At 60.9% G+C, this 19638-nt stretch carries 21 protein-coding genes; 13 read left to right on the top strand and 8 right to left on the bottom strand.

Annotation, left to right across the window (positions count from 1 at the left end; genetic code table 11):
* Positions 1 to 31 precede the first annotated feature (31 nt).
* The gene (locus BDD18_RS13255; protein WP_338071819.1) at positions 32 to 523 is read right to left on the bottom strand and encodes a ComF family protein; all 492 of its coding nucleotides are present in this window, start codon (positions 521 to 523) and stop codon (positions 32 to 34) included.
* A 277-nt stretch (positions 524 to 800) separates the two neighbouring features.
* Between BDD18_RS13255 and BDD18_RS13260 the strand changes: the two genes are divergently transcribed.
* The 7 genes from BDD18_RS13260 (at position 801) to BDD18_RS13285 (ending at position 7078) form a co-directional block, all read left to right on the top strand.
* Positions 801 to 1697, top strand: coding sequence for a methyltransferase domain-containing protein (locus tag BDD18_RS13260; protein WP_142083666.1), 897 nt, complete (start codon positions 801 to 803; stop codon positions 1695 to 1697).
* A 650-nt stretch (positions 1698 to 2347) separates the two neighbouring features.
* Positions 2348 to 3517 carry a cytochrome c oxidase subunit II gene (coxB, locus tag BDD18_RS13265; protein WP_142083668.1) on the top strand — a complete coding sequence of 390 codons (1170 nt, stop codon included), beginning with the start codon at positions 2348 to 2350 and terminating at the stop codon, positions 3515 to 3517.
* 30 nt (positions 3518 to 3547) lie between these two features.
* A complete protein-coding gene (gene ctaD, locus BDD18_RS13270) occupies positions 3548 to 5182 on the top strand; it encodes a cytochrome c oxidase subunit I (RefSeq protein ID WP_044398020.1) in 1635 nt (544 codons plus the stop codon).
* 10 nt (positions 5183 to 5192) lie between these two features.
* Positions 5193 to 5303 carry a cytochrome oxidase small assembly protein gene (locus tag BDD18_RS22285; RefSeq protein WP_211360764.1) on the top strand — a complete coding sequence of 37 codons (111 nt, stop codon included), beginning with the start codon at positions 5193 to 5195 and terminating at the stop codon, positions 5301 to 5303.
* A 10-nt stretch (positions 5304 to 5313) separates the two neighbouring features.
* Positions 5314 to 5931 carry a cytochrome c oxidase assembly protein gene (locus BDD18_RS13275; RefSeq protein ID WP_066693375.1) on the top strand — a complete coding sequence of 206 codons (618 nt, stop codon included), beginning with the start codon at positions 5314 to 5316 and terminating at the stop codon, positions 5929 to 5931.
* Positions 5928 to 6140: a DUF2970 domain-containing protein gene (locus BDD18_RS13280; RefSeq protein ID WP_044398023.1), complete on the top strand. Its 213-nt coding sequence runs from the start codon at positions 5928 to 5930 to the stop codon at positions 6138 to 6140. The genes BDD18_RS13275 and BDD18_RS13280 overlap by 4 nt, the downstream gene beginning before the upstream one ends.
* 56 nt (positions 6141 to 6196) lie before the next feature.
* A complete protein-coding gene (locus tag BDD18_RS13285) occupies positions 6197 to 7078 on the top strand; it encodes a cytochrome c oxidase subunit 3 (RefSeq protein WP_044398025.1) in 882 nt (293 codons plus the stop codon).
* Between the two features lie 114 nt (positions 7079 to 7192).
* Here the strand turns inward: BDD18_RS13285 and BDD18_RS13290 are convergent, their stop codons facing one another.
* Positions 7193 to 7414: a twin transmembrane helix small protein gene (locus BDD18_RS13290; RefSeq protein ID WP_044398027.1), complete on the bottom strand. Its 222-nt coding sequence runs from the start codon at positions 7412 to 7414 to the stop codon at positions 7193 to 7195.
* A 15-nt stretch (positions 7415 to 7429) separates the two neighbouring features.
* Here BDD18_RS13290 and BDD18_RS13295 point away from each other — a divergent pair, with 15 nt between their 5' ends.
* The 5 genes from BDD18_RS13295 to BDD18_RS13315 are packed head-to-tail and all read left to right on the top strand — an operon-like array spanning position 7430 to position 11587.
* Positions 7430 to 8197 carry an SURF1 family protein gene (locus tag BDD18_RS13295; RefSeq protein WP_244939087.1) on the top strand — a complete coding sequence of 256 codons (768 nt, stop codon included), beginning with the start codon at positions 7430 to 7432 and terminating at the stop codon, positions 8195 to 8197.
* Entirely contained in the window at positions 8139 to 8882 is a 744-nt protein-coding gene (locus tag BDD18_RS13300) for a hypothetical protein (RefSeq protein ID WP_066693391.1), read from the top strand. The genes BDD18_RS13295 and BDD18_RS13300 overlap by 59 nt, the downstream gene beginning before the upstream one ends.
* A gap of 1 nt (position 8883) precedes the next feature.
* Positions 8884 to 10083, top strand: a complete 1200-nt coding sequence (locus tag BDD18_RS13305; protein ID WP_142083669.1) for a COX15/CtaA family protein — start codon at positions 8884 to 8886, stop codon at positions 10081 to 10083.
* A complete protein-coding gene (gene cyoE / locus BDD18_RS13310) occupies positions 10080 to 10973 on the top strand; it encodes a heme o synthase (RefSeq protein ID WP_066785554.1) in 894 nt (297 codons plus the stop codon). Before BDD18_RS13305 ends, cyoE begins: the two co-directional genes overlap by 4 nt.
* A gap of 2 nt (positions 10974 to 10975) precedes the next feature.
* The gene (locus BDD18_RS13315) at positions 10976 to 11587 is read left to right on the top strand and encodes an SCO family protein (protein WP_044398036.1); all 612 of its coding nucleotides are present in this window, start codon (positions 10976 to 10978) and stop codon (positions 11585 to 11587) included.
* A 75-nt stretch (positions 11588 to 11662) separates the two neighbouring features.
* Here BDD18_RS13315 and BDD18_RS13320 read toward each other — a convergent pair whose 3' ends face one another.
* The 3 genes from BDD18_RS13320 to BDD18_RS13330 form a co-directional block, all read right to left on the bottom strand.
* Positions 11663 to 12670 carry a Bug family tripartite tricarboxylate transporter substrate binding protein gene (locus tag BDD18_RS13320; RefSeq protein ID WP_066693397.1) on the bottom strand — a complete coding sequence of 336 codons (1008 nt, stop codon included), beginning with the start codon at positions 12668 to 12670 and terminating at the stop codon, positions 11663 to 11665.
* A 187-nt stretch (positions 12671 to 12857) separates the two neighbouring features.
* Positions 12858 to 13799 (bottom strand): RNA polymerase sigma factor RpoH, encoded by a 942-nt coding sequence (gene rpoH / locus BDD18_RS13325; RefSeq protein ID WP_142083671.1) that lies wholly within the window; start codon positions 13797 to 13799, stop codon positions 12858 to 12860.
* Between the two features lie 85 nt (positions 13800 to 13884).
* On the bottom strand, positions 13885 to 14304 hold the full coding sequence (locus tag BDD18_RS13330) for an Lrp/AsnC family transcriptional regulator (protein WP_066692852.1): 420 nt from the start codon (positions 14302 to 14304) through the stop codon (positions 13885 to 13887).
* 124 nt (positions 14305 to 14428) lie between these two features.
* Here BDD18_RS13330 and BDD18_RS13335 point away from each other — a divergent pair, with 124 nt between their 5' ends.
* Positions 14429 to 15523 carry an ornithine cyclodeaminase gene (locus tag BDD18_RS13335; RefSeq protein ID WP_142083673.1) on the top strand — a complete coding sequence of 365 codons (1095 nt, stop codon included), beginning with the start codon at positions 14429 to 14431 and terminating at the stop codon, positions 15521 to 15523.
* Positions 15524 to 15562: 39 nt separating this feature from the next.
* Here BDD18_RS13335 and BDD18_RS22525 read toward each other — a convergent pair whose 3' ends face one another.
* The 3 genes from BDD18_RS22525 to ftsY all read right to left on the bottom strand — a co-directional run bounded on the left by BDD18_RS22525 (position 15563) and on the right by ftsY (position 19624).
* Positions 15563 to 16255: a putative bifunctional diguanylate cyclase/phosphodiesterase gene (locus BDD18_RS22525; protein WP_244939109.1), complete on the bottom strand. Its 693-nt coding sequence runs from the start codon at positions 16253 to 16255 to the stop codon at positions 15563 to 15565.
* Positions 16173 to 18194 carry a diguanylate cyclase domain-containing protein gene (locus tag BDD18_RS13340; RefSeq protein ID WP_244939088.1) on the bottom strand — a complete coding sequence of 674 codons (2022 nt, stop codon included), beginning with the start codon at positions 18192 to 18194 and terminating at the stop codon, positions 16173 to 16175. The genes BDD18_RS22525 and BDD18_RS13340 overlap by 83 nt, the downstream gene beginning before the upstream one ends.
* 140 nt (positions 18195 to 18334) lie before the next feature.
* Positions 18335 to 19624, bottom strand: coding sequence for a signal recognition particle-docking protein FtsY (gene ftsY / locus BDD18_RS13345; protein WP_142083675.1), 1290 nt, complete (start codon positions 19622 to 19624; stop codon positions 18335 to 18337).
* Positions 19625 to 19638 lie beyond the last annotated feature (14 nt).

The following is a 19638-nucleotide window of genomic DNA, read 5'->3' on the forward strand; positions in this document are numbered from 1 at the left end:
GCGGCTCCCCGCGCTAGAGCGGGGGCCGTGCTCAGTCTCTTTCGGTGCGAGCAATCACCATTGCAGTGATGTGCTCGACACCCGCAGCGCGCAAGGTGGCGGCTATGGAGTTCAGCGTGGCGCCCGTGGTCATCACATCGTCCACCAGGATCACCCGCTTACCTTTCAGTTGCGAAGAGATGTTTGGTTCCACCATGAATGCGTTGCACAGGTTGTTCAAACGCTGAGATCGATTCAAGCCGCTTTGCGCGGCAGTGTCATGCAGGCGCAGCAATGCATGGGGGTTGGCTTTTTCTGGAGCCAGCGCATGCGCGATCAGCGCAGATTGGTTGAACCCCCGTTCGCGAAGCCGTTGCCGAGACAGCGGAACGCAGAGCACTTCATCGGCCTGAGCGATAGCTACTTGCGCCGCTGGGGCTCGGTGCAGCAAAGTCGCCAAGGTGGCAGCCCAACCAGGATCTTCCTGAAACTTCAGAGCCTTGATGGCTTGTGCCCAGGGGTACCCATAAGACACGGCAGCCACACAGGCATCCAGATCCGGGGGGCGAAGCAGGCAATCACCGCACACTTCCATTGGCTCGGGCACCTCCAGTGCACAGCGTTTGCAGCGATTAGTAGGTTGTGCAAACCGTGCCACACACGAACTGCACACCCTTTGCGCAGGCCATGCATGGCACACCGCGCATTGGCTAGGTATGTGCGCAACCCAGCGGGATGCGGAGCGGAAGAGACCTGACATGCGCCCGAAATGCATGCAATCAATATACTCGCCTGCCCTTTGATCAGGTCTGCGAAGCCCCATGCCTACCGAGCGTCCACCCACAATCGACCCCATCGCCGCAGCTCGCTGGCACGAGAGCGCCCCCGCCTTGTCCCCATGGCTGCATGAGGAGGTCGCGCGGCGTATGGAGGACCGGCTTCAGTGGATTCGTCAGACGCCCGTAGCCTGGTGTAACTGGGAGGCAGTTCGAGGCGGCCTTGAAGGGCACGCCCTGGTAAGCGCACGCTATCCCAAGGCCCGCTGCTTTGTGGTGGAGACCACCCGCAAGGCGCGCGAAGCTGCCTCCCAATCCCTCAGCAAACCGTGGTGGTCGCGCTGGACGGGTGAGCAGGTGCGTCTGGAGATGCCAGACGAAGGTGCGGTACAAATGTTGTGGGCCAATATGGCCTTGCATATGGTGGCTGACCCCCAGGCGTTGATGGCGCAGTGGCACCGTGCGCTCGCTGTGGATGGCTACCTCATGTTTTCCTGTCTTGGGCCCGACACTGCCAAAGAGTTGCGGGCGGTTTACGCAGACATGGGTTGGCCGCCCGCAGGGCACGCCTTTACCGATATGCACGATTGGGGTGATATGTTGGTTCAGGCGAGTTTCGCAGAGCCCGTGATGGACATGGAACGCATCACGCTCACGTTTGCCACGCCCCAACGTCTTTTGGAGGAGTTGCGTGAGCTGGGGTGCAACCTGCACCCGGACCGCTTTGCCGCATTGCGCGGGCGGGCGTGGCGCGAACAACTGTACAAGGCCCTTGAGCAGCGCCTGACAGACCGAAGTGGCTCGGGGCAGCTTTCCTTGACCTTTGAAATCATTTACGGCCACGCATTCAAGCCTGCGCCACGGGTACGCGTTAGCTCCAGCAGCGCAGTTTCCTTGAATGACATGCGCGCCATGTTGCGTAATGGCCCTGCTCGTGGATAACTCCTAGCTTTCGTGTCAATGATATAGCGCAAGGCACGCTACAATTCTGGGTGCTGTGATGTGGAATTCTGGGCGTTTCCTCGCACACCCCAAAGGGTCAAACCTCGGGTTGGTTGCGTAGTAGCGATGCGGTTGGTGGCTTGGCGTTGGTCCGGGTGTTCCGCTGGTATGCGGGCTTAAGCGCCTCTGCGTGATGGTCCGGGCAGATGCCTAAACCGTCGAAGGTGATGCAGCTCGATGTGCAAATGATTTCTTCGGCCAGCGAGCTTGACGGTAACGTTTCGCTAGTCCATCCGCATCTCAGGAAAGTGCTGTTGTCGGAATCGCGTTTGCCATGTACGGTCTTCGTCTGGCTGGCGATATGAAAATTTGCCGCAAGGTTCGTTTTTGCGGTGTAGCTGGAGACGGCGGGTGGTTGTCAGCAGGCTGGGTTTATCGGGTGGCGGTTCATTCCATCACTTGATTCGGTGCGCAGCCTCTTGTGATCTTTTCGGCACGAGGTAGTTCAGTGGGTTTGGTTGTTTTTTTCTTCCAAGCTCACGCAACGGACGGTCTCGTTGTTCGAAGCCTGCACGGCCTCGCGCGTCGCCTGACCCCATGCAGGCACTGCGGGGATTGGTTAATTTGAGGCTTAGAAGTAAATGAGAACTATGAAGAGCATTTCCAATAAGTTGGCTTCTCTGCTGCTGATGGCCGGTGCATGGCTTGGGAGCGCCGCCCATGCCGTTCAGGACTTGCCCGGAGGCCCTGCGGTCAACCAACTGAACCTGGCCCCGCCAGTCACCAAAATTGCGGAAGAGCAGCACTTTCTGCACTGGATGATGCTGATCATCTGCACGGTGATCTTCATTGCTGTGTTCTCCGTGATGTTCTATTCCATCTGGAAACATCGCAAATCCAAGGGCGCAAAGTCTGCCAACTTCCATGAATCTGTGACGGTGGAAGTCGTCTGGACCATCGTCCCCTTCATCATCGTCATCTTGATGGCATTGCCAGCTACCAAAGTGCTGGTAGCGCAAAAAGACACCACCAATGCCGATCTGACCATCAAGGCCACTGGTTACCAGTGGAAGTGGGGCTACGACTATCTCAACGGAGAGGGCGAAGGGTTAGCCTTCATTTCCACCTTGGACAGCAGCCACCGCACCATGTCGGACAGCGGCAATGTTTCCCAGGCCCCCGTCGATTACCTGCTCAAGGTAGACAACCCGATGGTTGTGCCCGTGGGTAAGAAGGTTCGCATCATCACCACTGCCAACGACGTGATTCACGCCTTCATGGTGCCTGCCTTTGGTATCAAGCAAGATGCGATTCCCGGCTTTGTTCGTGACACCTGGTTCCGTGCGGAGAAGGTGGGTGACTACTACGGCCAGTGTGCCGAGCTGTGTGGCAAGGAGCACGCCTATATGCCTATCCATGTGAAGGTGGTTTCGGCGCAAGACTATTCCGCATGGGTTGAAGACCAGAAGAAGAAGGCTGCAGCCAAGCTTGACGATCCTGCGAAGGTCTGGACTCTTGCAGACATGCTCAAGCGCGGGGAAAAGGTGTACGCAGCCAACTGCGCGGCCTGCCACCAAGCCAACGGCAAGGGCGCTGGTCCCATCAAGCCGCTGGACGGTTCCGCCATCGTGCTGGACGCAGACCATGCCAAGCAGATTCAGATTTTGCTCAATGGAGCCGCCAACGGCGCCATGCCAGCATGGAAACAACTGAGCGATACGGACATTGCAGCCGTGACCACTTACACGAAAAACACGTGGTCTAACAAGACGGGTCAACTGGTGCAGCCCGCAGAAGTCGTGGCCCAGCGCAGCAAGTAAACATCGCCCAATCGCATTGAGGAATTCACTATGAGCGCAGTACTCGACAACCACGGGCACGCTGGCGACCACGCACACGACGGCCACGACCACCACCATGCACCTACCGGCTGGCGCCGCTGGGTGTTTGCTACCAACCACAAAGACATTGGCACGCTTTATCTGCTGTTCTCGTTCACCATGCTGATGGTGGGTGGGGTGCTGGCCTTGCTAATTCGTGCCGAGCTGTTTCAGCCGGGCCTGCAGCTGGTCAACCCTGAGCTGTTCAACCAGCTCACCACCATGCACGGTCTCATCATGGTGTTCGGTGCGATCATGCCGGCGTTTGTGGGCTTTGCGAACTGGATGCTGCCACTGCAAATTGGCGCTTCCGACATGGCCTTCGCTCGCATGAACAACTTCAGCTTCTGGCTGATGATTCCTGCTGCCATCATGCTGGTTGCATCATTCTTCATGCCTGGTGGCGCTCCCGCTGCCGGCTGGACCTTGTATGCACCGCTGACGCTGCAGATGGGCCCTTCCATGGACGCCGGCATCTTTGCGATGCACATCCTGGGTGCTTCGTCCATCATGGGCTCGATCAACATCATTGTGACCATCCTCAACATGCGCGCCCCTGGCATGACGTTGATGAAGATGCCCATGTTCGCCTGGACCTGGCTCATCACTGCTTATCTGCTGATCGCTGTGATGCCCGTGCTGGCTGGCGCGATCACCATGACGCTGACCGACCGTCACTTTGGCACGAGCTTCTTCAACCCCGCTGGCGGTGGTGACCCTGTCATGTACCAGCATATTTTCTGGTTCTTCGGTCACCCCGAGGTTTACATCATGATCTTGCCGGCCTTCGGCATCATCAGCCAGATCGTTCCTGCCTTCGCTCGCAAGAAGCTGTTCGGCTACGCCTCCATGGTGTACGCCACTTCGTCAATCGCCATCCTGTCGTTCATCGTGTGGGCCCACCATATGTTCACGACTGGCATGCCTGTGACAGGCCAGTTGTTCTTCATGTACGCCACCATGTTGATTTCCGTGCCCACGGCCGTGAAGATCTTCAACTGGATTGCCACCATGTGGCGTGGTTCGATGACGTTTGAAACCCCCATGCTGTTTGCCGTGGGCTTCATCTTCGTGTTCACCATGGGTGGTTTCACGGGCCTGATCCTGGCCATGGCTCCCATCGACATCCAGCTGCAAGATACCTACTACGTGGTGGCCCACTTCCACTACGTGCTGGTGGCCGGTTCGCTGTTCTCGATGTTCGCAGCCTACTACTACTGGGCTCCCAAGTGGACCGGTGTGATGTTCAGTGAAACCCGCGGCCAGATCCATTTCTGGGGCTCGTTGATCACCTTCAACATCACCTTCTTCCCGATGCACTTCTTGGGTCTGGCCGGTATGCCTCGCCGCTATGCCGACTACCCCATGCAGTTTGCTGACTTCAATGCCATCGCATCGGTGGGTGCCCTGGGCTTTGGCCTGATGCAGGTTTACTTCTTCCTGTTTGTGGTGTTGCCCGCCATGCGCGGCAAGGGTGCCAAGGCTCCTCAAAAGCCATGGGACGGCGCCGAAGGCCTGGAATGGGAAGTGCCTTCGCCTGCTCCATTCCATACGTTTGAAAACCCACCCAAGCTTGATGCGACCGCGACTCGCGTGATTGGTTGAGGAGCCTGCCATGACCCCCGAGCAAAAGAAGAACAACCTGCGCCTGGCGTTGATCCTTGCGTCAGTGGTTGCGGTATTTTTCATCGGGTTCATGGTCAAGGTGACCTTGCTGTCACGCTGAGCAACCTGCCATGAGCCTGCGCCGCGAAAACGCCAAGATGGTCGGCAAGCTGGTCGTGATTGCGGCCGGCATGTTCGCCTTCGGCTACGCTTTGATCCCCATCTACAAGCACATTTGCGAGATGACGGGGATCAACATCCTGTCGCTGTCCGAGCGCCAGGTTCCAGGCAACGGCGTAGCCGGCAAGGATGCGAAGCTGCCTGCGAACAGTCAGGTGGACAAATCCCGCACCATCACGGTGGAGTTTGACGCCAACGCGCGTGGGCCTTGGGACTTCAAGCCTGCACAGCGCTCTGTCAAAGTGCATCCCGGCGAGTTGACGACAGTGATGTACGAATTCCAGAATGTGCAAAACCGGCGTATGGCAGCACAAGCCATTCCCAGTTACGCACCGCGTCAGGCAGCTGCACATTTCACCAAGCTGGAGTGCTTTTGCTTCAACCAGTACACGCTGGAGCCCGGTGAAAAGAAGGAATGGCCGGTGGCGTTCGTGATTGATCCGAAACTGTCGAAAGACGTGACCACCATCACGCTGTCGTACACATTTTTCGAGGTCGGTGGGAAAACTCCCGCAGCGCCACAGTCGGTTTCGGTGAAGGGTTTGCCGTCGGAAGGCCAAGGCTCATGAGCCGAGACTCCGCTTCACCGCTGCAACGTAAAGGTTCGCTGTTGCGTACGGTGCGTGCGGTTGCATGGTCCCTGATTGGATTGCGTAAAGGCAGTGAATACGCGCAAGATTTGGAAAAGATCAACCCCATCCACATCATCGTGGTCGGACTGATCGCAATTTTTTCTCTGGTGCTGGCACTCATCGTGCTGGTCAACTGGATTGTGTGACGCAGTGGATTTGCCCCCGGTACAGATAACAACGATTGAGATAGTCAGGAGCTGAAATGAGTGCATCAACACACGGCACAACACCGTACTACTACGTGCCCGCAGAGTCCCGTCACCCCGTGATGGCTGCTGCTGGGCTGTTCTTCGTGATCCTGGGCGCAGGCCAGTGGATCAACGGACACGAATGGGGCAAGTACTCGCTGGCTCTGGGCTTGGTGTGGTGGCTGTTTGTGCTGTACCAGTGGTTCCGTGATGCAGCCCGTGAGAGCGAAGCGGGCTTATACGGCCGCAAGATTGACCTCTCTTACCGCTGGAGCATGAGCTGGTTCATCTTCTCGGAAGTGATGTTTTTCGGCGCATTCTTCACCGCCCTGTGGTGGGCGCGCGAGCACTCTGTCCCCGCATTGGGCAGCCTCGAAAACTCTCTGCTCTGGCCTGACTTCAAGGCGGTATGGCCTAGTGTGGCAGCTGGTGCGACGGCCTCTCCTGCAGGCATCGTGGAGCCGTTCCAGACCGTGGGCCCCTTCTGGCTGCCCACGATCAACACCGCACTGCTGCTGACGTCGGGCGTGACACTGACGATTGCCCACCACGCATTGCGCGAGAACCAACGCGGCAAAACCATCGCCTTCATGTGGGCTACGGTATTGCTGGGCATCGTGTTCCTGTTCGTTCAGGGCTACGAGTACTACCACCTCTACACAGACTTGAACCTGAAGTTGTCGTCTGGTGTGTTCGGTTCCACCTTCTTCATGCTGACCGGCTTCCACGGTTTCCACGTGTTCATCGGCATGTTGATGCTGTTGTTCATCACGCTGCGCCTGCAAAAAGGCCACTTCACGGCAGACAAGCACTTCGGCTTTGAAGGTGCCGCTTGGTACTGGCACTTTGTGGACGTGGTCTGGCTCGGTTTGTACATCCTCGTGTATTGGATGTAAGCGCCGACAGTCAACAAAAAAAGCGCCGCAAGGCGCTTTTTTTTGTGGCTTGGCTACTTGGCCTGTCTCGATAAGCGCCAATCCGGGTGGCGCATTCTGATGAGTGTGCGGCGTTCAACGTGTGGCCGGCAGGCCGGTGGGCTGAATGTAGCCCAGCTGCCATGCGGCCAGCAGACACACAAAGAGCAAGATCGACAGCCCCACCCGCACTGCCAATGCCCTGGCCATGCGGTTACCCTTCAGGGCATCGTTGTTGCCATTGCGCATCATGAAAAAGAGCGCAGACCCCAGGCTGACCACAATGCCCACAAATGCCGCAACAACTAGATATTTCATGGAGCTGATTATCCTGTGACGCCCCGTCCTCATGCATCTGATGTTCTTTTTGTTGTCGTCACTTTGGCCGCGCTGGTGGGCGTGGCCATTACTGCATCACTGGGACGGTGGCAGTTGGGCCGTGCCGCAGAAAAGCTGGCATATGAGCAAACGTTGACTTCTCGTGCTGCGCTGCCGGCCTTGGATGGAGCGAGCTTGGCAAAGGCTGAAGCGGCGGGCGTTACGGAGGATCTGCGGCATCGCACGGTGGAACTGGAAGGCCTCTGGTTGCCTGACCACACCGTGTACCTCGACAACCGGCAAATGCAGGGGCGCCCCGGCTTTTTTGTCGTCACCCCGCTGCAATTGCGAGGCACCAGCGCCGTGGTACTAGTGCAGCGCGGCTGGGTGCCACGCAACTTTCAGGACCGAACCCGGGTGCCTGATGTCGTGACTCCGGCTGGGACCGTACAGGTCAAAGGCCGGGTCGCTGCGCCGCCCTCGCGGCTCTACGAATTCAGCGCAGGGGACAGTGCACAGGGGTCTTCCCGCATCCGGCAAAATCTCGACCTGGCTGCATTTCGCTCCGCCACGCAACTGCCGCTGCTGGATTTGTCAGTGGTTCAGTTGGGGGAGCCTGGTGAAGGCATGCAGCGCGACTGGCCTGTCGTCTCCTCGGGCGTCGATAAACACTATGGTTACGCATTTCAATGGTTCGGGCTTTGCGGCCTGATTGCACTCCTTTATGTCTGGTTCCAAATCGTCCGACGCTTCGTTCGCCCACGCCGCGAGCGTTCCTCCTGAAGTGGCGTCAGAGCACCCCCTGGGTTTGACGGTGCATACCTTGCCCGAGGCCGGAGGGGCGATGGATGCCGCCCAACGCACCCGCCATGGCCGCCTGAAGATGCTGGGGGTGCTGCTGGTCTGTGCCGCACCTGTCATCGCGTCCTACTTCACCTATTACGTGATTCGCCCAGAGGGGCGCAAGAACTACGGTGAGTTGATTGAGCCACAACGGCCCATGCCCGCCATGGCTGCTACCACGTTGGAGGGTGGTGCCGGGGCACTGGTGGATCTCAAGGGGCAGTGGCTTCTCGTGAGTGTGGCCGATAGCCAGTGCGATACCGATTGCCAGAAGCACCTGTACCTGCAGCGCCAGCTGCGTGAAAGCGTGGGGCGAGAGAAAGACCGCGTGGATTGGGTGTGGCTGGTGACGGATGACAAAGCCCCTCCGGCAGCCTTGGAGCCTGCCCTCAAACAGGCCCAGGTGCGGCGCGTGGATGAAGCGGCGCTGGCGCAGTGGCTGGCGCCTGCTGCAGGTCAGGCGCTGCGGGATCACATCTATGTGGTGGACCCCATGGGCCACTGGATGATGCGTTTCCCCGCCCGCATGGATGCTGCGGGCGCAGCCAAGGCCAAGAAGGATCTGGAACGCCTGTTGCGCGCCTCCGCATCCTGGGATGAGGCGGGCCGACCCCGGAAGCCCTGACATGGACGCGCAACCTCTGTACGACCTCGCTCCGCTCACCCGGCTCATGCTCCTGGGGTTGCTGATTGCCCTGGGCCCGCTGGCATGGGTGCGCTGGCGCAACCGTGGGGCTTCTCCGCTGCGGCGCTTGCAAGCGCTCACGGTGCTGACTCTGTTCCTTACCTTCGATCTGGTGCTGTTTGGTGCGTTCACGCGCCTGACCGATTCCGGCCTGGGTTGCCCCGACTGGCCTGGCTGCTACGGCAGTGCGAGCCCTGTGGGCGCCCGTGAAGAAATTTCTGCAGCGCAAAGTGCCATGCCTACGGGGCCTGTCACGCACGGCAAAGCCTGGGTGGAGATGATCCACCGCTATCTGGCCACCGGGGTAGGGGTGCTCATCATTGTCATGACGATCTCTGCATGGGTGCAGCACCGTGCATGGAAGCGCCAACTAGCCGCCAAGGGGCAGGGCGCTTCGGTGGGACGGCCGCCCGCTGGCAGTCCCTGGTGGCCTACATTTACCCTCGTCTGGGTCTGTCTGCAGGGCGCGTTTGGTGCGCTCACGGTCACCATGAAGCTGTTCCCCGCCATCGTGACACTGCATTTGATCGGTGGGCTGGTGCTCCTGGCGCTGCTGTGCGTTCAGGCGGTGCAGCACACCAGGGCAGCCAGTGGTCTGCCGCTTGTCGGTTTGAGCCAAGGGATGCGTTGGGCCTTGTGGGGCACGATGGCCTTGCTGGCTGTGCAAGTGGTTTTGGGCGGCTGGGTCAGTACCAACTATGCGGTGCTGGCTTGCACCACCTTCCCCAAGTGCCAGGGGAGCTGGTGGCCCGCCATGGACTTTGCGCAGGGCTTCCAGATTTGGCGTGCACTGGGCATGCTGCAAGACGGCAGTCACATCAGTTTTGCGGGTTTGACGGCCATTCACTATGTTCACCGCTTGATGGCCTATGTCGTCCTTGCAGCCATGGTGTGGCTCGCGCTTCAACTGCGTCCCTATCTGAAAGCGCAAGGGCATTGGCTGTTGGCTCTTGCTGCGCTGCAGTTGGCCACAGGCTTGTCGAACGTGATTCTGGATTGGCCCCTGCTGGCGGCAGTGCTCCACACTGGAGGGGCTGCCGCATTGGTGGTGGTGTTGACCTGGGCCTTGGCGGCCAGCCGCACCAGCGCCGCCCCGAACGAGATTTCTGCGCCAGCGCGCGCACCGAGAGTGATTGCATGAGTGTTGCTGCCGTTTCCCCTCCGTCGCGATTCGCGCAGTTCTATGCTTTGACCAAGCCGCGCGTCGTCCAATTGATTGTGTTCTGTGCCTTGATCGGCATGGTGCTGGCTGTGCCAGGCTTGCCCAGTTGGGCGCAGGTGGGCCAGATGGCGCTGGCCAGCCTGGGCATCTGGCTGGTGGCTGGGGCCGCCGCTGCCTTCAACTGCATCGTGGAGCAGGGCATTGATGCCAAGATGAAGCGCACTGCCTGGCGCCCTACCGCCAAGGGTGAGTTGTCGAACCAGGAGACCCTGGTGTTCTCTGCGGTGCTGTGCGCTGCAGGGTCTGCATTGCTGTACGTGTGGATCAACCCGCTGACCATGTGGCTGACGTTCGCCACCTTTGTGGGCTATGCGGTGATCTACACCGTCATCCTCAAGCCGCTCACGCCCCAGAACATCGTTATTGGCGGTGCCTCGGGGGCCATGCCGCCTGTGCTGGGCTGGTCTTCCATGACGGGGGATGTCGGGCCCGAAGCGCTGATTCTGTTTCTCATCATCTTCCTGTGGACCCCGCCGCACTTCTGGGCGCTGGCGCTGTACCGGGTGGAGGACTACCGCAAGTCAGGCCTGCCCATGCTGCCTGTCACCCATGGCAACGAGTTCACGCGCCTGCAGGTCTTTTTGTACACGCTGATTCTTTTTGCGGGATGCCTCATGCCCTTCGTGTACGGCATGAGTTCATGGCTGTACCTGGCCTTTGCCGTGGTGTTGAGCGTGGGATTTTGCGGCTATGGATTTGCCTTGTGGCGCAATTACTCCGACGCCCTGGCCCGCAAGACCTTCCGCTTTTCCCTGATCCACCTGAGCGTGCTGTTTGCTGCGCTGTTGGTGGACCACTACGTGATGTGAACATGAACAAACGAAATGCTATTAAATCTGTAGCTGCTTGCGCTTTGCTGGCGGGCGCTACAGTGCTTTTTTCTGCTTGCTCTGAGAAAAAGGTGGAATTTCGGGGCATTGATGTCACTGGCGCCGAATACGCCCGCGATCTGCCATTGACGGACCACAACGGCCAGCAGCGCAGCTTGAAAGACTTCGCGGGCAAGGTGGTGGTGGTGTTTTTCGGGTTCACACAGTGCCCCGATGTCTGTCCCACTTCCATGCAAGAGCTGGCCGAAGTCAAGCGTTCCCTCGGCGCAGATGGCGATCGCCTGCAAGGCATCTTTGTGACCGTGGACCCTGAGCGGGACACTGCCGAGGTGCTGAAGGCCTACATGGGCAACTTCGACCCCAGCTTCCTGGCCCTGCGTGGCAGCCCTGAGCAACTGGCCGCCGTCGCCAAGGACTTCAAGATCTATTACAAAAAGGTCGAAGGCAAAACAGACACCAGCTACACGATGGACCACTCTGCCGGCAGTTACGTCTATGACCCCGCCGGACGGTTGCGCGTGTACCACCGCTACGGCAGCGGCGCGCAGGCCTTGGCCGCCGACGTGGCCACGTTGCTCAAAGAGGCGAAATAAGTTGCAGCGCCCACTGGGGGCGCCCAACAACCTCAGGGAGTGTCTTGGCGTACCAGCCGCAGCGTCCCTATTCCCTTATTCGGCCTTGATGCCCCGCTGCGCAATGATTTGCCCCAGCGCTGCGGTATCGGCCTTGATCCGGTTGGCCAGTCCCTCGGGCGATGTGCCAGCCACCTGCCAGCCTTGTTGGAACAGCTTGGCTCGCACCTCTGGCGTGCGGGCAATGTCGGCCAACACCTTGGCCAGCCGCACTTGCAAGGCCTTGGGCATGGTCGCTGGGGCTGCAAAGGCGTTCCAGATCTCCAGTTCAAAATTCTGAATCCCGGCTTCTGCCAAGCTCGGCACATCAGGCGCCAGCGCGCTGCGGCCCGCCGATGTCACGCCAATGGCCCGCAGCTTGCCTGCCTTCACTTGCGCCTGCGCCAGCGCAGGCGGCAGCAGCGCCATCTGCAATTGGCCGCCCAGCATGGCCGTCGCTACCTGGGGATAGCCGGCATACGGCACGTGCACGGGGTTGATCCCGCTGCGTGACTTCAGCAGTTCGGTGCCAATGTGGCCCACCGTGCCCACCCCAGGGGTGCCATAGCTCCATTGGTCCCCAGCGCTGCGTGCCGTTGCCAGAAATTCGCGGGCACTCGCGGTGGCTGCCACGCCAGGCTGGCTCACCGGCGCAGTCAATACCAAAGGCGAGGTGCCCACCAGCGTCAGCGGCGCCAAATCCTTCAGCGGGTCATACGGCACCGCTGGATTGATCAGCTTGGCGATCGTCATGTTGCCGTTGATCATCAGCCCAATGGTGTGGTCGTCCCGTGCCTTGGCCACGGCATCAGCGCCAATGTTGCCGCCCGCACCCACCTTGTTTTCGACGATGACCGGTTGTCCCAGAGCTTTGGCCAGGGGCTCCGAGAAAGTGCGCGCCGTCAGGTCAGGCGACGAGCCGGGTGGGAAGCCCACGATGATCTTCAGCGGTTTCGTGGGCCAGGGGGCGGCGGCGCTGGGCGCCTTCTGGGCTGCGGCCCATGGTGCCGTCAGAGCCGTCAAGGCCAGAGCAAGGGCGGTGCGGCGCGAAAACAGGGATTGCATCGGAGTCTTTCAACAACAAGAAATACGGTATCGGCCCGGACCATGAAAAAAGCCCGCCAAGTCCGCTGAGTTATCTGCTGAAGCAAACCTTTGGGTTTACCGGGGCAGGATTCAACGGCCAATGAGCGGGCCTGGGGGGCGGCGCAGTGGCAAATGGTAACGTTTGTCCCATCTGCCACCGGGCGAATCAAGCTGCTTCTGTCAGCGCTTTCTTCATCTTCTTCATGGCGGCCGCTTCAATCTGGCGAATGCGCTCTGCGCTCACGCCATACACAGCAGCCAACTCGTGCAGCGTCATGCCACCCGAGCCATCGTCGTTCACCTTGAGCCAACGCTCTTCCACAATGCGGCGGCTGCGCTCGTCCAGTCCTGCCAAGGCGTTGGCGATGCCATCAGAAGCCAGCACGTCACGCTGGTGCGACTCAATGACGGCGGTGGGCTCGTGCGATGCGTCCGACAGGTAGGCAATTGGGCCAAAGGCCTGTTCGCTGTCGTCCGAGGGTGTGGGGTCCAGCAGCACATCGCCGCCAGACATGCGCGTTTCCATCTCAATGACTTCTTCGCGCTTCACGTTCAGCTGGGCGGCCACCACATCAATTTCGTGGTCAGACAGCGTGTCGCGGTGGGTGGCAGCATCTGCGGCGCTGGCATCCGCCTTGAAGCCCTGTTTCATCGAGCGCAGGTTGAAGAACAGCTTGCGCTGGGCTTTGGTGGTAGCCACCTTGACCATGCGCCAGTTTTTCAGGATGTATTCGTGGATCTCGGCCTTGATCCAGTGCATGGCGTAGCTCACCAGCCGCACGCCCTGGTCGGGGTCGAAGCGCTTGACCGCCTTCATCAGGCCCACGTTGCCCTCCTGAATCAGGTCGCCATGCGGCAGACCGTAGCCGAGGTACTGGCGGGAAATGGAAACCACCAGCCGCAAGTGCGACAGCACCAAGCGCCCCGCAGCGTCCACATCGTTGTGTTCCTTGAGCTGGCGGGCGTATTTCTGTTCCTCTTCCTGGGTCAGCAAAGGAAGACGGTTGACGGCAGAAATGTAGGCGTCGAGGTTGCCCAACGCAGGCACCAGCGCCCAGGGGTTGGTGGGTGTCAGAGCGGTTGCAGTGGTTCCAGATGAAAGTGTCATGCCGGGAATCCTTTCCTCAAGGGCATTATGTTAGCACTCGATTTGAGAGAGTGCTAAGTCCAAAGTTCCCGTCTGGCTTATCTTTTCATCGGTACGTTGTCAGATGGATGCTCGTTTCTGTGCTGCGAATGCCGGAGATGAGGCGGATGCGTTCCAGCACTTGCGACAGCTCACTCATGGAGCGCGCTTCAAGCTCTGCCAGAAGGTCCCAGCGGCCGTTGGTGTCGTGCAAGGCCGAGACCCCTGGTTCGCCCAGCAAGCTGGCAATGACCTGTCGCGTCTGGTTGCCTTCCACCAAGACACCCATCCATGCACGGATGCGTTCAGGTTCTGCCTCGGGTTTGAGCCGCACGGTGTAACCCACGATCACCTGAGTGTCTTCCAGCTTGCGCAGACGGTTGGTAACGGTTCCGCGGGATACGCCGAGCTTGTGGGCCAGGTCGGCGATGTTCATCCGGGCGTTGGTGCGCAAGAGGCTGATGAGGGAGTGGTCCAGTTCGTCCATGTATTCAAAATGGCATTGGTTTCTGCCATTGTGGCAAAAACCTCTGCAATACGGTACAAGATTGCCGATTCACTTTGCCATCCGTGCGCGAGACACTGGGCCATCACAACAACGGAGACTGGCCATGAACTTCACCCCCTCGACTTCGCGCACCTCAGAAACGCTGTACCTCAGCGCTCCAGCAGTCGTTGAACTGGTGCGTCGCCAGGGTCTTCGCGCCTGTTTGCAGGGTATTGCAGACAACATCCAGGCGGACTTTTTGCGTTGGGCTGACTTTGACAAAACAGCTCGGGTGGCCAGCCACTCGCGCCAAGGGGTCATTGAACTGATGCCCATTGCCGATGAGGTGACCTACTCGTTCAAGTACGTGAATGGCCACCCCGGCAACACGCGCCTGGGCTTATCTACCGTGATGGCCTTTGGTGTGCTGGCCGACGTGGCCACGGGCATGCCCCTGCTGCTGTCGGAACTCACCCTCACCACCGCATTGCGAACTGCTGCCATGTCTGCCGTGGCGGCGCGCGCACTGGCACGGCCCGGCAGCCGCAGCATGGCGCTGATCGGCAACGGCGCGCAAAGCGAATTCCAGGCCATGGCTTTCCACCACCTGCTGGGCATCACCGAACTGCGTCTTTTCGACACGGACCGGGAGGCCACCCGCAAATTGCTTGCCAACCTGAGCGACCTGCCCGTGACGGTGCGTGTATGCACCAGCGTGGCAGAGGCCGTGCGTGGTGCCGATATCGTGACCACCGTCACGGCCGACAAGGCCAAGGCCACCATCATTACGCCCAACATGGTGGAGCCCGGCATGCACATCAACGCAGTGGGTGGTGACTGCCCCGGCAAGACCGAGCTGCACCCAGATGTGCTGCGTGGCGCGGCCGTGTTTGTGGAATATGCCCCGCAGACACGTGTGGAGGGCGATATCCAGCAAATGCCTTCCGACTTTGCGGTGACGGAGTTGTGGGAGGTTCTCTCCCAGCGCCACGCGGGCCGCGCCAGCGCCGCCCAGGTCACTGTATTCGACTCGGTCGGTTTTGCTTTGGAAGATTTTTCTGCGCTGCGCTACATGCGCGACACGGCCCTGGCGTTGGGAATGGGCGAGCGCATGGCGCTGATTCCGGCGCTGGACGATCCGAAGGACTTGTTTTCACTCCTGCGGCAACCCACACTGGCCAGTCGCTTGCAGCACTTGCCCGAGATGGCAGAGGCTTGAGGAGAGCCCGCGGAGCGTGCAGGCGCTGATGCCGGCGGTCTAGCGGTTCAGCACGGCCCGCTCGAAATCTGTGTGAGGCACCGAGCGGCCAAAGAAGTAACCCTGGAAGGCCCGGCAGCCGTGCTGGAGCAGGAAGTGGTGGTGCTCTTCGGTCTCCACCCCTTCGGCAATCACGTCAAGCCCCAGGCTGTGGGCCAGAGCAATGATGGAGCGCGCAATGGCAGCATCGTTGGGGTCAACCAGTGCATCGCGCACAAAACCCTGGTCGATTTTGATCTGGTCCAGCGGCAACCGCTTGAGGTAGCTCAGCGATGAGTACCCGGTACCAAAGTCGTCCAGCGAGAAGCCCAGACCCAGCTCGCGCAGCGCCAGCATGGTGGTGATCACGCCTTCCACATTTTTCAGCAGCAGGCTCTCGGTCAGCTCCAGCTTGATGTGTGTAGGGTCGGCGCCCGTGAGCTGAAGCAGGCGGACCACCTGGCTCACGAAGTCATCCTGGTGAAACTGGCGCGCACTGACGTTGATCGACAGCGTGAGGTGGGCGAGTTGGGAGTGCTGGCGCCACTGCGCTTGCTGGCGCAGGGCGGTTTCCATCACCCAATGCCCCAGCGGCACGATCAGGCCGGTGTCTTCCGCCAAGGCAATGAATTCACCCGGGGACACCATGCCGTGCTCCGGGTGCTGCCAGCGCACAAGGGCTTCTGCCCCTGCGATACGGCCGGTTTCGTCCACCTGGGCCTGGTAGAGCAGCAGAAACTGGTTTTGCCGCAGACCGTTGTGCAGTTCTGCTTCCAGCGTGGCGCGGCGGTTCACGGCCTGCTGCATGTCGGGGTCTGTTGCGCCCCGCGTCTTTCGCGCGGTACATCGCCATATCGGCCTGTTTGAGGATTTCGTTCACGCTGGTGCGCTGCCCGTGCAACAGCGTGATGCCGATGCTGGCCGAGCAATGGTGTTCGTGCCCCGCCAAGTCGTAGGGCTGCGCCAGGTGCGTGCGCAGCATTTCGCCCAACATGCGGGTCTGACCTGCGGCCTCGGTGGGGTCGCTGCCCAGGTTTTGTAGCACCACCACGAACTCGTCTTCAGCCAGGCGCGCCACGGTGTCGAGTTCGCGCACATGGCTCTTGAGGCGGCGCGCCACTTCCGTGAGCAGCATATCGCCCACCTCGTGCCCGCGCGTGTCGTTCAGGGTCTTGAAGTTGTCCAGGTCTACAAACAGCACGGCAGACGCCATTCCCGTGCGGCTGCTGCTGGCCAGCACCTGCTGCAGGCGGTCTACCAGCAGGCGGCGGTTGGGCAACTCGGTCAGGGCATCGTAAAAAGCCAGGTAGCGGGCTTCTTCCTCGGCCGCCTTGCGGCCCGAGATGTCGATGTCGATGCAGAACATCTCTGGCGGCTGGCCCGGTACGTGGATGTAGGCGTGGCTGGAAAAAACATCGACCAGGCTGCCGTCCTTGCGCTGCAGTTGCAGTTCGCCTGCCGGAATCGCCTCGCCGGTGGCAAACATGTGCTCTACGTTGCTGCGCACGGTGTCGCGCATCACGGGCGGGATGATCAGCTCGAACAGATTGCTGCCCATGGCTTCATCGGCGGTGTAGCCATACAGTGCTTCAGACGCCTTGTTCCAGTAACTGGTGGTGCCGTCTTCCAGATAGCCCTGCACCGAGATGGACGGTATGTTCAGCAACAGGGAGCGAAAGCGCAGCTCCGACTCGCGCAGGGCCGCTTCGGCACGCTTGCGGTCGGTGATGTCGCGTGCCAGCAGCACCACGGCCTCCTGGCCCTGCACGGGCACGCCCAGCGGCTGGGTGCGCCCCTCGAATTGACGCACTCCATCCAGGGTACAGATTTCGTATTCAAGGGTTTGGGTAAGGCCGGTGCGCAGGGTTTCGTGGATGAGTTCCAGGTAGCGCTGTGCCTGGTCGGCAGGCAGCACATCGCTCAGGTGCTTGCCCAGCAGGTCATTGGCGTTGGCGACCAGGGCGGCCTTGTCGCTAGAGAGCACTTCCTGGTAGCGCCCGTTGCGGTCCAGCACCAGCAGCACGTCAGGAATGGCTTGCGTGATGGCGCTCAGCCGGGCTGAGCTGTCGCTCAGCGCACGGTCGGTTGCCAGCCGCTCCTCCAGGTCTTTCAGCGCGGTGCCCAGCAGCAAGGTGGCCACCGTGAAAATGGCGATGAAGGGCAGGGCCACCATCTCATTGATGTGCTGCACAACCGGCGCAGGCAAAAGCTGAAACGCCCCCACCACCGCCACATGCACCACCAGTCCGAAAAGCAGCAAGGTGCGGGGCCCCACGTCCACCTTGCCGCGCTGGCGCGCATAGCGGTACAGCAGCCCTAGCGACACGCAAATCACCACCACCAGCAAGCCGACCCCCATGCCAGCGCCGCCCAGCCACAGGCGCCATGCCATGGTCAGGGTGCCGGCAATGATGGCCACCACCGGCCCGCCGAACAGACCTGCCATGCAAAGCACAACCGAGCGGGCGTCAAAAATCACGCCAGGCATCAAGACCAGGGGCATCAACATGCCCACCACGCAGATGCCGCCGAACAGCACGCCCGAAACGATTTGCCCGACCAGGGGCTTTTGCCGCCAGAGCCGGATGTTGACGCCGTGCAAAAAGCACAGCGCCAGCAACAGTGCAACGCCTTTGATCAGTTCAAGGAACATGGGCTTCGGGCTGGGTGGGATATAAGCCCATCATCCGGGGGAAGCAACATTTTGTAAACGGAATTCGTGTGCGCGCCGTAGCGTTGTGGCGGCGCGCACCCGTGGCGCCAGCCGGGGCGCCACGGTAGCTGCTCAAAAGATCAGGACAGCAGGGCCTGCGCGAACTCGCGCGCGTTGAAGGTTTCCAGGTCTTCCAGTTTCTCGCCCACGCCGATGAAATACACGGGAATGGGGCGCTCCTGCGCAATGGCGGCCAGCACGCCACCCTTGGCGGTGCCATCCAGCTTGGTAACCACCAGGCCGGTGAGCTGCAGTGCATCGTCAAAAGCGCGCACCTGTGCCAGCGCGTTCTGGCCGGTGTTGCCGTCAATCACCAGCAGCACCTCGTGCGGGGCGGTGGCGTCGGCCTTGGTCACCACGCGGCGGATCTTTTTCAGCTCCTCCATCAGGTGCAGCTGGGTGGGCAGGCGCCCTGCGGTGTCTACCAGCACCACGTCCTTGCCACGGGCCCTGCCGGCGGTCACGGCGTCAAAGCTCACGGCAGCGGGGTCGCCGCCTTCCTGGCTCACGATTTCCACGGTGTTGCGGTCGGCCCACACGCCCAGCTGCTCGCGCGCTGCGGCGCGGAAGGTGTCGGCTGCGGCCAGCAGCACACTAGCCCCTTCATTGGCCAGGTGCTTGGTGAGTTTGCCAATCGACGTGGTTTTGCCCGCACCGTTGACACCAGCCACCATGATGACGGTGGGTGTGTGCTCGCCAATCACCAGGGCTTTTTCCAGCGGGCGCAGCAGTTCGGCCAGGGCATCAGCCAGCAGGCCCTTCACGGCGGCGGGGTCGGTGGTCTTGGTTTCCTTCACGCGGCGCTTGAGGTCTTCCAGCAGGTGCTGGGTGGCCTTCACGCCCGTGTCGGCCATCAACAGGGCTTCTTCCAGCTCTTCGTACAGCGCATCGTCGATTTGCGTGCCGGTGAACACGGTGGCGATGCTGGAGCCGGTCTTGCGCAAGCCCGCTTTCAGGCGGTCAAGCCAGCCTTTGCGCTCTGCCGCCACGGGGGCGGGGGCTGCAACAGGTTCTGGTGCTGGGAGGGGCGCTGGCGCAGCGATAGGCGCTGGCACCCCTGGGTGCGCTACCGGTGCCGCTACGGCAACAGGGGCGGGCGCTGGGGCCGCAGCAGGTGGGCCGACCGGGGCTGGCTGCGTGGGCGCGGCATCGACGGCGGGCGTGGGCGCAGGGGCACTGGCGGGTGGCTTGGCGGCGAAGGGGTTGCGCAGCCAGCCAAAGCCTGTGGCCGGGGCGGCGGCTGCAGGGGGCGCAGCGGCTTCAGCGGGGGCCGGTGTGGCAGGCGGGGGCGTCACGGGCGCGGGCGCTGGTGCCGGGGCATCAGCGACTGCGGGCGGGGGGGCGGGCTTTTTCTTGAAAAAACTGAACATTGGCGGGTTCTTAG

It is taken from the genome of Acidovorax temperans, from assembly GCF_006716905.1.
Taxonomy (GTDB): Bacteria; Pseudomonadota; Gammaproteobacteria; order Burkholderiales; family Burkholderiaceae_C; genus Acidovorax; species Acidovorax temperans.